Source organism: Novosphingobium sp. (genome assembly GCF_040398825.1).
GTDB lineage: Bacteria > Pseudomonadota > Alphaproteobacteria > Sphingomonadales > Sphingomonadaceae > Novosphingobium.
In genome coordinates this window covers 126,147-139,896 of the sequence record NZ_JBBATI010000003.1, presented here as the reverse complement: position 1 = coordinate 139,896, position 13,750 = coordinate 126,147, and the positions used below count along the sequence as shown (strand labels likewise).

10 protein-coding genes are annotated in these 13,750 nt (G+C 64.1%); 2 read left to right on the top strand and 8 right to left on the bottom strand.

Going from position 1 to position 13,750, the window contains the following annotated elements; genetic code table 11:
• Positions 1-9: 9 nt before the first annotated feature.
• Both ABWP89_RS02995 and ABWP89_RS02990 read right to left on the bottom strand, forming a co-directional pair.
• On the bottom strand, positions 10-1,491 hold the full coding sequence (locus tag ABWP89_RS02995; RefSeq protein WP_353227110.1) for a Ppx/GppA phosphatase family protein: 1,482 nt from the start codon (positions 1,489-1,491) through the stop codon (positions 10-12).
• 20 nt (positions 1,492-1,511) lie between these two features.
• Positions 1,512-3,737: an RNA degradosome polyphosphate kinase gene (locus tag ABWP89_RS02990; protein ID WP_353227108.1), complete on the bottom strand. Its 2,226-nt coding sequence runs from the start codon at positions 3,735-3,737 to the stop codon at positions 1,512-1,514.
• A 392-nt stretch (positions 3,738-4,129) separates the two neighbouring features.
• On the opposite strand from ABWP89_RS02990, the gene ABWP89_RS02985 reads away from it, so the two are divergent.
• Positions 4,130-6,574, top strand: coding sequence for a TonB-dependent receptor (locus ABWP89_RS02985; RefSeq protein WP_353227106.1), 2,445 nt, complete (start codon positions 4,130-4,132; stop codon positions 6,572-6,574).
• Between the two features lie 50 nt (positions 6,575-6,624).
• Here ABWP89_RS02985 and ABWP89_RS02980 read toward each other — a convergent pair whose 3' ends face one another.
• The 6 genes from ABWP89_RS02980 to ABWP89_RS02955 all read right to left on the bottom strand — a co-directional run bounded on the left by ABWP89_RS02980 (position 6,625) and on the right by ABWP89_RS02955 (position 12,808).
• Entirely contained in the window at positions 6,625-7,458 is an 834-nt protein-coding gene (locus ABWP89_RS02980; protein WP_353227104.1) for an AIM24 family protein, read from the bottom strand.
• 89 nt (positions 7,459-7,547) lie between these two features.
• A complete protein-coding gene (locus ABWP89_RS02975) occupies positions 7,548-8,261 on the bottom strand; it encodes a TetR/AcrR family transcriptional regulator (protein ID WP_353227102.1) in 714 nt (237 codons plus the stop codon).
• A gap of 37 nt (positions 8,262-8,298) precedes the next feature.
• Positions 8,299-8,541: a hypothetical protein gene (locus tag ABWP89_RS02970; protein ID WP_353227100.1), complete on the bottom strand. Its 243-nt coding sequence runs from the start codon at positions 8,539-8,541 to the stop codon at positions 8,299-8,301.
• 93 nt (positions 8,542-8,634) lie between these two features.
• Positions 8,635-10,065 carry an efflux transporter outer membrane subunit gene (locus ABWP89_RS02965; protein WP_353227098.1) on the bottom strand — a complete coding sequence of 477 codons (1,431 nt, stop codon included), beginning with the start codon at positions 10,063-10,065 and terminating at the stop codon, positions 8,635-8,637.
• A complete protein-coding gene (locus ABWP89_RS02960) occupies positions 10,065-11,615 on the bottom strand; it encodes an MDR family MFS transporter (protein WP_353227202.1) in 1,551 nt (516 codons plus the stop codon). Before ABWP89_RS02960 ends, ABWP89_RS02965 begins: the two co-directional genes overlap by 1 nt.
• A 53-nt stretch (positions 11,616-11,668) precedes the next feature.
• On the bottom strand, positions 11,669-12,808 hold the full coding sequence (locus ABWP89_RS02955; RefSeq protein WP_353227096.1) for an HlyD family secretion protein: 1,140 nt from the start codon (positions 12,806-12,808) through the stop codon (positions 11,669-11,671).
• 379 nt (positions 12,809-13,187) lie between these two features.
• Here ABWP89_RS02955 and ahpC point away from each other — a divergent pair, with 379 nt between their 5' ends.
• Entirely contained in the window at positions 13,188-13,748 is a 561-nt protein-coding gene (ahpC, locus tag ABWP89_RS02950; protein WP_353227094.1) for an alkyl hydroperoxide reductase subunit C, read from the top strand.
• The last annotated feature ends 2 nt before the right edge of the window (positions 13,749-13,750 follow it).

Genomic DNA, 13,750 nt, shown 5'->3' with positions numbered 1-13,750 from the left:
ACAGCGGCGTTACGTCTGGCGTACGTCGGGTTTCAGCCCCAGGTGCGCCGCCAGCGTGCGCATGTCGCGGTCCACCCCGTCGTTCAGCAGCGCGGCGATCGATGGTTGCACGGTCAGCACCAGCCGTCCGTTTTCCACGGTCAATTTGCTGTCGGCCAGGCCCTGTGGTGCGCAGGTGCTGAATCGGCGGCACAGGCGCGTGGCCAGGCCCCAGCTTTGCGCTTCACGCAGCGCGGCCGGCGAAACCAGCGCGGCCAGTGCGGGGGAAATGTCCAGCCGCCCGGCATGCGCCATGATCGCGGCCGCCAGCATCACGCGTTCGGTGGTGGCCGCGCCGATCCACCGTTTGCGTAAAGCCCAGTCGCGGGCGATATCGCCGCGCAAGTTGGGTTCGACCGCCGCTGCGGCCAGGCACAGCATCGTCGCGGCCAGCCGCAGCCGTTCGCGCCGCTCGATGCCGCTGGCGGGACTGGCAGACACGGTCCATCCCGCCACCATCGCGCCGATATGCGCCGGAATGCCCTGTTCCTGCACAAACGCCGACATGCCTGCGACCAGCGGGTCCTGCCCGCGCACGCCCGGGGCCATGTCCTCGTACAACAGCCCTTCGCGCAGGCCCCACGATGAAAACACCAGTTTGCCCGGCTGCAACCGGCGGATCAGCACCGCCAGCAGCGCGGCGGTATCGGGCAGCCCGGCCATGCGCCCGCTGGAAATACCGGGCAATGATGGCAGCGCCTCGGTCCGCCGACGCGCCAGCGTGGTGGCAATGCGTTGGGCATCGGCCGGATCGATGGTGAAGCCGTGCGGATCATCGATCGGCCAGTCCAGCCGCATCATCGCATAGCGCGCAAACGCGCGCAGCGATCCGCCCACCAGATACAACGTCGATCCCGGTTCGGCTGCCCAGTCGGCCTTTTTCAGCGCCTTGGCCACCGATTGGCCAAAAGCGCGATCGCCGGTTGTGCGCAAGGCACCCAGCCGCAGCGTGCCCAGCGGCATCGAAACGCCATGACGGCAGCTGTCGTTATCGATGTCGACCAGTTCCAGACTGCCGCCACCCAGATCGCCGACGACCCCGGTCGCACCGGGAAATGCGCCAAGCACGCCGTGCGCGCTGGTTACCGCTTCCTGTTCGCCGCTGAGCAACCGGGGCGAAAAGCCAAGGGCCGCGACTTCATCCAAAAACGCCGGGCCATTGCTGGCATCCCGCACCGCCGCCGTCGCCACGACATCGACCCGGTCAACCCCTTTGAGCGACAGCAGCACGCGATAGCGTGCCAGCGCCGCCAGCGCGGCGGCGCGCGCACGCCCGCCCATCACCCCGTTTTCGGCCACGCCCTTGCCCAGCCGGGCGGTGACCTTTTCGTTGTGCAGCACCATCGGCGCGCGGGTCGGCCCGCCATAGATGACCAGCCGCACCGTGTTGGAACCGATATCGATGATCGCGCGGGCAGGCCCGTGAACCGAACGCCGGTCTGATTGTGCCATGATCTGTCAGCCCTGCAGTTTCACAAGGTTGCCGCGCGGCCGCGGCGGAGCGCCAGTTTGGGCACTTTGCGCCCCTTGGTCAGGGCTGCACCCCGGCCGGAAAGCGACGGATTGGTCATGAAATACCGATGCACGTTAAAGGGTTGCGGGCCGGGGTCGATGCGGTGGTAATGTCCGGTCTGGTCAAGCGTCCAGCTTTGTTCGGTGTCAAGCAGATTGGCGAGCATGACCTGGTCGAGCACCTGATCGTGCACCGTGCTGTTGCGGATGGGCACCATCACCTCCACCCGGCGGTCGAGGTTGCGGCTCATCCCGTCGGCCGAACTGATATAGACCCGCGCGCGCCGGTTGGGCATCGCCGCGCCATTGCCAAACGCCCAGATGCGACTGTGTTCCAGAAAACGCCCGATCACCGATTTTACCGTGATGGTTTCCGACAGGCCGGCGACCCCGGGTTTCAGGCAGCAAATGCCGCGCACCACCAGCGCGATCGATACGCCCGCCCGGCTGGCGAGATAGAGCCGGTCGATCAGATCGGGATCGGTCAGCGCGTTCAGCTTGGCCCAGATCGTTGCCGGTTTACCCGCGCGCGCAAAGGCCACTTCGCGGTCGATGCATTCGTACAGCCGGGTGCGCACCCCGCCGGGCGAAATCGCCAGCATTTCGGTGCGTTTGGGTTCGATATACCCGGTGATGAAATTGAACAGCAGCCCGGCGTCGCGGCCAAACCGCGGATCGGCGGTGAAAAACGACAGGTCGGTATAGACCCGTGCGGTCACCGGGTGATAATTGCCCGTGCCGAAATGGCAGTACGTGCGATAACCATCGCCTTCACGGCGCACCACCATCGATACTTTGGCGTGGGTCTTCCAGTCGACAAAGCCATAGATGACCTGTACCCCGGCGCGTTCCAGCTGGCTGGCCCAGTGCAGGTTCTGTTCTTCGTCAAAGCGGGCCTTCAGTTCCACCACCGCAGTTACCGATTTGCCGGCTTCGGCGGCGGCGATCAGCGCGGCGATCACCGCCGATTGTTTGCCGGCGCGGTACAGCGTCTGTTTGATCGCCACGACATCTGGATCGGACGCGGCCTGGTGCAGAAAATCGACCACCACGTCGAAACTTTCAAACGGGTGGTGGATGACGATATCCTTTTCGCGGATCGCCGCGAAACAATCGCCGCTGTGTTCCAGAATGCGTTCGGGATAGCGCGGGTTATAGGGTTCGAATTTCAGATCGGGGCGTTCTTCATCGCACAGCACCGACAGCCCGCTCATTGACAGGGGCCCGCGCGCCTTGATCACCAGCGCGTAATCCAGCCGCAACTTGTCGCGCAGCATCGTTTCGGCGCCAGGGTCAAATCCGTCTTGCAGCGTCAGCAGGATCACCCGGCCACGGCGGCGGCGCTGGATTGCGGTGCGGAAATAGCGCACCAGATCTTCGGCATCTTCTTCGATTTCGATATCGCTGTCGCGCAGCACGCGGAACACGCCATTGCCCATGATGCGAAACCCGGGGAACAGCCGGGTCGCCTTGCGCCGGATCAGATCTTCGATCGCGATCCACGTCGCCGCCGGGCCGGGCAGGCGGACGTAACGGGGCAGTGCCGGCGGGATCAGCACCATTTCATTGACTTGTGCGCCGTCGGCGGTGCGCACCAGTGAAAACAGGATGCCGCTGCCTTGGTTGGCGATGAACGGAAACGGATGCGCCGGGTCGATCGCCTGCGGGGTCAGCGCGGGCAGCACATGGCGATCGAAATAGTCGCCCAGGAACTCGGCTTCCGCCTTTTCCAGCCGCCGGGTGGTGATCAGCCGCACGCCCTGGCCGTCGAGCGCGGCAACCAGATCGGTGAAAATTTCATACTGGGCATCGACCAGATCGTTGATCGCGCCGTGGATGTTTTGCAATTGCTGCACCGGCGACAGCCCGTCGATCGATACCTCGTCGATCTGGCGGCGCACTTGCGCGGCCAGCCCGGCCACGCGCACCATCATGAATTCATCAAGATTGCTGCCCGAAATCGCCAGAAAGCGCAGGCGTTCCAGCAGCGGATAGTGCTGGTTCTGCGCCTCTGCCAGCACGCGGCGGTTGAACGTCAGCCAGCTCAGCTCGCGGTTAAAGAACCGGTCAGGCGGCAGGGCGTCATGGTCCGGTCCGGGAACGGCGTGGCGCGGGCTGGTCCTGGCGCGCTTTGGCGCGGATTCGCGGCCCGACAGATGGGGGGGAAATGGCGGGGAAGCAGCCATGATCGCGCTTTCGTGACTCCTTCGTGACGGATTTGCCACCTTTGCACGGGTGGCGACCGGTCTGGCAAGCCGGTTGCGGTGATTGTCACACGTTGCACGCGTCAGCCGCGCGATGGTCCAACCCGCGACGGCATAAAGCGGGGCTTTCGCAGTGCAAATATCTCCTATTTACTCTACTCAATGAGTTGAGTATAAGGAGCACTCACGCCGCCGGGACAAGCTGACCGGGGTCGAACGCATGAGGGACCCTGCGCCAGGATCGTCCCCCCGAACCATCGGTTCGGGGGTCGGGAGGCTGCGCGCCCGCTTGCGCGACCCCCGCAATTCCGATCCCCAAGGCAGGCAATCACTTCGCGCTCCAGTCGTTTTGCATGTTCAAAGGGAAAACATTGATGCAGTTTCGCTATGCTTTTGCCGCTGCGCCGCTGGCGTTGATTGCCGCAAATCCTGCGCTTGCCGCGCCGGCAGAGGTGCCGGTCGCGGCGCCCGCAACAACGGCCGAAACCCCGCCCGAAACCGGCGACGACATCATTCTGGTGACGGCACGCCATCGTGCCGAAACATCGCAGTCGGTGCCGATCTCGCTGTCGGTGCTGGGCGGTGAACACATCGACCGCACCGGTGCGTTCAACATTGACCGCGTGCAGCAAATGACCCCGACGGTGCAATTCTATTCACAGAACCCGCGCAACACCTCGCTCAACATTCGCGGGCTGGGGGCCACGCTCGGCCTGACCAACGATGGCATCGAACAGGGCGTGGGGGTCTATGTCGATGATGTGTACTATGCGCGCCCGGCCGCGGCCACGCTCGATTTCCTCGATGTCGATCGCGTGGAAGTGCTGCGCGGGCCGCAGGGTACGCTTTATGGCAAGAACACCACCGCCGGCGCGGTCAACATCACCACGCGCAAACCCAGCTTTGATTTTACCGCACGTGCCGAAGGATCGACCGGCAACGAAGGGTTCTATCAGTTCAAGGGCGCGATTTCCGGCCCGCTGAGCAAGACCGTGGCGGTGCGGTTGGCAGTGTCGTCAACCAACCGTGATGGCAATGTTTTCAACGCCACTACCGGGCACAAGATCAATGCGCAGCAGAACCTGGGCGGGCGCGCACAACTGCTGTGGAAGGCGTCTGATGCGCTGAGCGTCACGTTGGCGGCGGACTGGAACCGGCAGAACCCCGAATGCTGCGGGTTTGTCTATGCCCGTGTCGGTACTACCCAACGCGCCGCCAACCGCCAGTTTGGCGCGCTGGCCGCCACGCTCGGCTATGTGCCGCACACCGACCCGACCGCACGAATCGCCGATCTTGATACGCCGCTGAAGGCGCTCAACGAGGTGGGCGGCGTATCGCTGAAGGGCGAACTGGAAACCGGCATCGGCAAGATCACGTCGATCAGCGCGTGGCGTTTCTGGCATTGGGAACCGTCCAACGACCGCGATTATACCGGTCTGCCGATCACCCCCGTGTCGGCCAATCCGTCGCAGCAGCACCAGATTTCGCAGGAACTGCGGTTGAGCCACGAAGGGCGCAAGGTCGATTTTACGATCGGTCTGTATGCGTTTGATCAGAAAGTGCATGTTCAGGGGTTGCAGGTGCAGGGCGCTGCGGCCAGCAAATGGCTGCTGAAACCCAGCGCAAAGGCCAGTGATTGCTATAACTCCGGCTGCCTGAACGGCCTGACGTCGACCACGCTGATCGGTCTCGATAACGCCAGCGCCGCGCTTTATGGCCAGCTGACGTGGAAAGTGACCGATGCCCTGTCGATCCAGCCTGGCTTGCGGCTGAACTATGACTGGAAAAAAGGGACTTACAATGCGGTGATCACCGACGCGACGGGGGCGACCGTGCAGTTCGCGCCAAACAACACCGCGGCGCAGATCGCACAGCTGTCGCAGCTGGCACCCGAATCCATCGCATCAACCTATAGCGCGTGGAATGTGTCGTATGACCTGACCACCAGCTATGCCGTAACGCGCGACATCCATCTCTATGCATCCTATGCGCACACGTTCAAATCGGGCGGGATCAACCTCAATGGCGTGCCCGCCGATGCCAACGGCGTGCCGTTGTCGCAATACAACACGGTGAAACCCGAAAGCGTCGATCACTTTGAAGCGGGGATCAAGACGCAGTTCTTTGGCCGCCGCGCCACGTTCAACGTCGATGCGTTCCGCACCCAAATCCACAATTATCAGGCGATCGTGAACAACGGCCAGCAGGGTGCGCTGCGCGGGTATGTCGATTCTGCGCCGTTTGTGCGGGTGCAGGGGGTGGAATGGGACATCAGCGTGCGGCCCGATCCGCGCGTGAACGCCTATTTCAACGGCGCCTACAACGATGGCAAATATGTGCGCTTTCCCAATGCGCCGTGCCCGCCCGAACTGTCGGGCGGCAGCACGCCGACCGCCGGACAGACGCCATCGGCCCCCGGCACGGTTGGCGGGGTCAGCCCGGTGACCTGCGATATTTCCGGGCTGCGCATGCCGGGAATTTCCAAACTGACGCTGTCCTATGGGGCAGAGGCCAATGTGCCGGCCAAACTGCTGGGCCATGGTGGCGAGCTTTATGCCGGGATTGATGGCAGCTATCGCACCGCGTTTTCATCCAACGCATCGCCATCGGCCTATACCTGGGTCGCGGGTTACGCGCTGACCAATTTCCGCGCCGGTTTTCGCGCCGACACCGGCTTTGACATCTATGGCTGGGTGCGCAACGCGTTTGACGTCAATTACTTTCAGCAGCTGGCGGTGGCGCCGGGCAGCACCGGGCTGATTGCCGGCCAGCTGGGTGATCCCCGCACTTATGGCGTTACCGCCCGCGTGAAGTTCTGAGTATCGGGCGTGCGTGCGGCGATGCGGCCGCACGCACGCACCCCTTTCGATCAATCGCGTTCGATAAACGAGGTAAACGCGCCCAGCACGCCACCTTCACCGCGCCGGTCACCGCCGGCCGGCATGGCCGCCGCCAGCATGCGCCCGGCCAGTCGTGAAAACGGCAGCGACTGTATCCACACCCGGCCTGGCCCGGTCAGCCGCGCAAAAAACACGCCTTCGCCGCCAAACAGCATCGATTTGACCCCGCCGGTGGTGATGACGTCAAAGGTGACTGACGGTGTCAGCGCGGCCAGGCAGCCGGTATCGACATGGATCTGTTCGCCTGGCGCCAGTTCACGTTCGATCAGCGTGCCACCCATCTGCACAAACACCCAGCCATCGCCGTCGAGCCGCTGCATGACAAAGCCATCGCCGCCAAACAGCCCGGTCATGATCCGCTGTTGAAACGCGATGCCGATCGATACGCCGCGCGCCGCGCACAAAAAGCTGTCCTTCTGGCAGATCAGCGTGCCGCCCAGATCGGCCAGCCGGATCGGCAGCACGGTGCCCGGGACCGGCGCGCCAAAGGCCACGCGCGCCTTGCCGGTGCCATTGTGGGTAAACACGGTGGTGAACATCGTCGCGCCCGACAACAGCCGCTTGCCCGCGCCCAGCAATTTGCCCATGAACCCGGCGTCGGCGCTTTCGGAACCATCGCCGAACACCGTGGTCATGTCGACACTCGCGTCTTTCCACACCATCGCGCCTGCTTCGCCGACCGCGCTTTCGCCCGGATCGAGCTCGATTTCGACAAATTGCAAGTCGTGACCGCGAATCGCAAAATCGATATCGTCGGTCAGCGAAGGGTTGCGCGCATAGTTCCAGGGGCTGTTGGCGGCCATGATCAAAGCTTTCCAGGCATGGTTGCAGACGGCGCAAACATAACCCGGCCCGGCACGAATTGTGAAACGGATTTGAAACTGCGAGCAGTTCAGCCCGGTTGATGCATCGCGCGCAGGCCCGCGAAATAGAACCGCGTGTAATCCGCGGCCCAGCGTTCGATTTCGGCGGGTGATGCGGCGCCTTCGGTATTGGCCAGCCGGGCGTGGCCGATCAACCCTTCGACCCACAGTCGCGCCGCCACCGTCACATCGGCCACCAGTGGTGCATCGGCATCGCGGCGCTTGAGCAATTGTGCCGATATCGTTTCAATGGCGCTGCGATAGGCACTGCCAAGCATCTGCTGGCCCGTGCCGGATTCCTGGTCCAGCCAGTCGATCAGCCGGTCCATCAGCACCCCGTCGGGCGAAAACAGCATTTTCATGACTTCGCCCGCGCGCAGCCGGAATGCCTGTTCCAGCGGCAGATCAGACCCCTGTTGCGACAGATAATCGTTACGCTGATCGATCCGCCGCAACAGCAGCGCCTGCATCAGCTCAAACTTGCCGGCAAAGCGCGAATAGATCGTCGCCTTGCCGATGTGGGCGTGGCGTGCGACGCGATCAAAGGTGAAATTTTCAAACCCGCCGATCAGCAGCACGTCCCAGCTGGCATCCAGGATGCGGCCGGACAGGGCCTCTGCCTCTGCCACCGATGGCCGCCCACGGCGGATGGTCGGGGTATCACAGTCGGCGGTGTGGGCATCGGACGGCAGCAACACATCAGCTTCGCCAACGATCGCGCCCTGATCCGACAAATCTGTCACGGGCGCTGCGGCACCCGAACCATCACTAGCCGATCCATCAATGGTGGACTGGCTCCTGGCCGTGCTGGGCGTATTCGGGGCGGAACGATCCACGGACATCAGCCTGCGACTGGTCGATGGCCGCGGCCATCATGCCGACGGATGCCGCCATGTCGCTGTCCATATCCGACCGGTGCATCGGGCAGCTCATCGCCAACCCTTCGGTATAGGCCTGCAAAAAGCGGCGGCCCATATCCGAAACCCAATCCGAAGTTGCCCAGTTCGCGTTTACCCAGCTCATCCGTCCCACCTATATCCCTTAAGGGCTTTTGTGGGGAGAAGTCTGCCCGAATTCTGGCCATGGTCAAGCCACTATAAACGGAACGAAACCGGTTCATTGTTGGTCCCAGCCCAGCCCCAGCGCCTTTTCGACAGCGATGAAATCGGTGATCAGCTGCGCCTGCGCGGCCAGGGCACCCAGTTGCGCGCGCAAGGCCTGCCGCGCTGCCAGCACCGCATCGGCGCGCGATACCGTGCCGCCCGCCGCACGGCCAGCCTGCAATTTTGCCACGCGGTCGGCCGCGTCGCGCTGTTCCAGCGACCGCGCGACGGCAATGCGCTGGCTGCCGAACCGGGTCAGCGCGTTTTCGGCATCCTGCAACGCGGTCAGCACGCGCGCCTGGTAATTGGCCTCTGCCTCATCACGTGCGCCCTGTGCGCCGCGCACCAGCGCCTTTGATCGCCCGCCATCGATCGGCGACCATTTGATCTGCGGCAGGATCAGCGCGATCAGGCTGGCGGGGGTGAACGCGTCGGTCACGCTGGTGCCACCAAGCCCCAGAATGCCGGTAAAGCTGACTTTGGGAAACCGGTCGGCCATGCGCGCGTTCACATCGGCGTTCGCTGCCGCCAGCAACGCTTCGGCCTGGCGGATATCGGGACGATGGCGCAACAGCTGGGCCGGATCGCCAACGGCAATTGTCGCGGGCACTTGCGGCACCGGCGCGGGTGCCGCCACCAGCGCATCCAGCGCGCCCGGTTCCGCCCCGGTCAGCACCGCCAGCTGATCGCCCAGAATGGTGATCTGGGCGCGGGTCTGGGCGAGATCGATGCGGGTCTGGGCCAGCACAGTCGCAGCATTTTCGACATTTTGCGCCGGCGCGGTGCCGCCCGCCAGCCGGTTCTGCGCATGGACCAGCGCCTGTTGATCATCATCGACCTGCCGGTCCAGCAGCGCTGCGACGGCCTGTTGCTGGCGCAGATCCACGTATGCCCGCGCCACTTGCGCCGACAATGCCACTGCCACATCGCCCGCCGCCGCCACGCTGGCCTCGGCGCGTTTTCCGGCCGCATCGGTCCGGCGGCGGTTGGCGCCGAACAGGTCGGCTTCCCACGATGCCTGAAAATTGTCGGCGTAGACCTGTTCCGACAGGCGACCGCTGCGCCCCAGCAGCGCGGCTGGCAGTGAGGCTTCGGCCGCCAGCGCGCTGACGCTGGCGCTGGGTGCGCCGGCACCGCGTGCGCCATCAAGCGTGGCGCGCGCCTGGGCAATGCGCGCCTGCGCGGCGGCCAGATCGGGCGACCCGATCAGCGCGCGCGCCTCGATCGCGTTCAGCACGGGATCGCCCAGCGCTTCCCACCAGTGTGCAGCGGGCGCAGTGGCCCGGGTATCGACGGGCGCGCGCAAATAACTGGCGCGCGCCGCCGCCACCGGCGCACGCTGCGCCGGGCCATGCCAGTTGCGATCGGTGGTGGCACAGCCGGTCAGCACCAGCGCGGTCAGCGGCAACAGGCCCAGGCGGATCGGGTTCAGGAAAACAGACATCAGTGCATCGCCATCTGGTGGTGGCCCCGGGGCAGGGGGCGCAGGAGCAGGACAAGCGGAATGACGATCGCGATCGCCCAGGCCAGCGCGACGAATTCGTCGGTAAAACTCATCACCAGCGCCTGGCGCAACACGGTCTGGTCAATCGCGTGGAGCGCACCCATCGTGCCGGCATCGCCCGCACCATAGGTTGCGGCCTGGCTATTGACCCAGTCCTGCACCCCGGTGTCGTTGGCGCGTACCGCGCTGAACAGCGTCCAGTGGTGAAATTCCATGCGGCGGTCCTGCAGCGTGGCCAGCAGCGCCAGCGCGATCGATCCGCCCAGGTTGCGCGCGGCGTTGAACAGCCCGGACGCATCGCCCGCCTCGTTCGGTTTGACGCTGGCGATCGCCGCCTGGTTGAGGAACAACATCGACAGCGCCTGACCCAGCCCGCGCATCAGTTGCGACAGATAGAAATCCGATCCATCCGATTGCACGGTCAGCGTGGTATCAAACCAGCACGATCCGGCCATCAGCAGCATGCCGGCCATCACCGCCACGCGCAGGTCAATCCGCGCCACCAGCAGCGGAAACAGCGGCATCATCATTGCCGCCGGGATGCCCGACAGAAACACGATCCCGCCGGCCTGCTGGGCATTGTAACCGGCAATCGCTGCCAGGAACTGCGGGATGACATAGGATGTCCCGTACAGGACCGCGCCGATCAGCAGCCCCAGCACAAACACCGATGCAAATGCGCGGTTGCGCAACAGCGCCAGTTTGATCACCGGGCGCCTGGCATAGATCTGCCCCAGCCCGATCATCACAAAGCCGATCAGCGTGACCGCGCTCAATTTCCAGATCAGCGCGGATTCAAACCACTGTTCGCGGTTGCCTTCTTCCAGCACCACGGTCAGCCCGCCCAGGCCCGCAGCAAGCCCGGCAATGCCCAGCCAGTCGGCGTTTTTCAGCTCGTCCAGCTTCATCGCCGTGGGTTTCAGGCCGACCAGCAGAAACGTCATCAGGATCGCACAGACCGGGATGTTGATGAAAAAGGCATAGTGCCAGCTGTAATTTTCGGTCAGCCAGCCACCCAGCAGCGGGCCCATCACCGGCCCCATGATCAGCGTCGATCCGAACAACGCGGTCCCCACCGGTTGCTGATGCCGGGGCAGGCGGGTGGCGATAATGGTCATGCCGGTGGGGATCATCGCCCCGCCGGTAAAGCCCTGGCCCACGCGGCCGATGATCATTTCGGTCAGATTGGTGGACAGCCCGCAGGCAATCGAAAACAGCGTGAACAGCGCCGCCATCACCAGCAGGAACCGCCGCAGCCCGAACATCCGTTCCAGCCACGCGGTCAGCGGGATGATGATGATTTCCGACACCAGATAGGCGGTGGCGATCCACGTCCCCTCGGTCGATGAGGCGCCGATTTCGCCCTGAATGGTGGGCAGTGATGAATTGACGATCGAAATATCCAGCGTCGCCATCAGCGCGCCGATCGCGCCGGCGACCACCGCCAGCCATGCGGTCAGATCGGCGTTCGGCGCGCGACCGCTGACCATTGGCGTGGTTACGCGCGGGGCGACTGGCGATGACGGGGTGGCGGTGACGGCGGTCATTTGGCGTTCCGCTTTTCCTCGTCACGGATGCGGTTGATCGCATCGCGGGCAGACTTGGTATCGACCTCCACGCGCAGCGACAGCCCCGGCGCCAGCACGCGGCGCGCCTCTGGCCCGGCGTCCAGCCGGATGCGCACCGGCACGCGCTGCACGATCTTGGTGAAATTGCCGGTGGCGTTCTGGGCGGGGACCAGCGAAAATGTTGCGCCGGTACCCGGCGTAATGCTGTCGACATGGCCATGGAACGGCACGCCGGGCAGTGCATCGACCAGGATCGTCGCGGGTTGCCCGGGGCGCATCAGCCCGATCTGGGTTTCCTTGAAATTGGCCTCGACATAGATGGCCTGGACCGGAACGATGGTCATCAACCGCTGCCCTGGCTGCACAAACTGGCCGATCCGCACCGATGATGACGCCACCGTGCCCGCCACTGCGGCGGTCAGCCGGGTGGTGGCCAGATCGGTCTGTGCCGCGTCACGCTGTGCCGCAGCGGACGCAATCTGCGCGCCGGATTGGCCCAGTTGCGCCTGTGCGGCGGCATATTTGGCGCGTGCGGCCATGACCGCAGCCGTCTGCGCGGCAACATTCGCTGCCGCCTTGTCACGGTTGGCGGCCATCTGGTCCAGCATCTGTTTCGGTTCCGACCCGGCCGCGACCAGCGGGCGATAGCGGGCGACTTCGCCAGTGGCAAAGGCCAGATCGCGCTGCGCCGTGGTCAGCGCGGCATCGGCCTGCGCCACGCCGGCCTGCGCCTCGGCAATGCTGGCACGGGTGGTCGCTTCGCCCGCGCGCGCCAGGTTTTCCTGCGCGCTGGCCTGCGCCAGGCGGATGCGATAATCGGTCGGATCAACCTCGACCAGCACGTCGCCGGCCTTGACCGGCTGGTTTTCGGCGACCTGGACGGTGCGGACATAGCCCGACAGTTTGGAACTGACAGTAACACCGTCGGCCTTGACATAGGCGTCGTCGGTTTCCTGCACAAACTGGCCGTGGTCGAGATAGCCGACCGTGGCATAGACGCCATAGGCAGCACCCAGTGCCAGCGCGACCAGCGCAATGCGGCCGATGCGGCGGTTGCGGGGCCGGTTGTCGGGCGCGGTTGCTGTCGGCGGGGATGGGTCGGGCTGGGTGGTCATGCGGGGTCCTGAATGGGCGGTGTGGCCGGTGGGGCGATACTTCGGTGGGCCGGAAGTGCTATAAATGGAACGACTTCGTTCTGTTTAATGGCCAAGTGGGGGCAGAGCGACCTGCTTTCAAGTGCAACTTGCCCGGTCGTGATTGCAGTTTTTGCAATTTGATTGGGATCAGCACCAAAACCGGCGTGTCGCAAGGTTGCAATGCGCAATGTCCATGCTGGTTCCGGCGGGATATCCGGCGCCTGTCGCAGACTAATCGATAAACGCGATCAATACGGGCGGAATTGATCATTGGCAAAGGGCGACGGCAATCCCTATTTACCCAACCACTGGATTACCACCATACCCCACCGGGGTGACAAACAAAGGACCTAGCTTCATGTCGATCGTTGGCAGCACCATCAAGCCGTTTGCAAACACGGCCTATCACCAGGGCAAATTCGTCGGCCTGACCGAGGCCGACATCGCCGGCAAATGGGCCGTGTTCTTCTTCTATCCGGCCGATTTCACGTTTGTGTGCCCGACCGAACTGGAAGACCTGGCCGACAAGTATGCCGAACTGCAGGGCATGGGCGTCGAAGTGTTCGGCGTGTCGACCGACACCCATTTCAGCCACAAGGCCTGGCACGACAGCAGCCCCGCGATCGGCAAGATCAACTATTACCTGGTCGGTGACCAGAACCATACGCTGTCAAAGAATTTCGACATCCTGCGCGATAGCGGGCTGGCCGACCGTGGCACCTTTGTGGTCGATCCCGATGGCACCATCCAGCTCGTGGAAATCAACCCCGAAGGCGTGGGCCGCAACGCATCTGAACTGGTGCGCAAAATCAAGGCCGCACAGTATGGCCGCGCGCACCCGGGCGAAGTGTGCCCGGCCAAGTGGGAAGAAGGCGATGCCACGCTGGCCCCGTCGATCGACCTGGTTGGCAAGATCTGATC

Bases quoted from the DNA above. Each gene is read 5' to 3' on its own strand.
- ABWP89_RS02995 (WP_353227110.1), bottom strand. From the start codon at position 1,491: ATGGCACAATCAGACCGGCGTTCGGTTCACGGGCCTGCCCGCGCGATC.
- ABWP89_RS02955 (WP_353227096.1), bottom strand. From the start codon at position 12,808: ATGACCACCCAGCCCGACCCATCCCCGCCGACAGCAACCGCGCCCGAC.
- ABWP89_RS02960 (WP_353227202.1), bottom strand. From the start codon at position 11,615: ATGGTCAGCGGTCGCGCGCCGAACGCCGATCTGACCGCATGGCTGGCG.
- ahpC (WP_353227094.1), top strand. From the start codon at position 13,188: ATGTCGATCGTTGGCAGCACCATCAAGCCGTTTGCAAACACGGCCTAT.
- ABWP89_RS02990 (WP_353227108.1), bottom strand. From the start codon at position 3,737: ATGGCTGCTTCCCCGCCATTTCCCCCCCATCTGTCGGGCCGCGAATCC.
- ABWP89_RS02965 (WP_353227098.1), bottom strand. From the start codon at position 10,065: ATGTCTGTTTTCCTGAACCCGATCCGCCTGGGCCTGTTGCCGCTGACC.
- ABWP89_RS02980 (WP_353227104.1), bottom strand. From the start codon at position 7,458: ATGGCCGCCAACAGCCCCTGGAACTATGCGCGCAACCCTTCGCTGACC.
- ABWP89_RS02985 (WP_353227106.1), top strand. From the start codon at position 4,130: ATGCAGTTTCGCTATGCTTTTGCCGCTGCGCCGCTGGCGTTGATTGCC.
- ABWP89_RS02970 (WP_353227100.1), bottom strand. From the start codon at position 8,541: ATGAGCTGGGTAAACGCGAACTGGGCAACTTCGGATTGGGTTTCGGAT.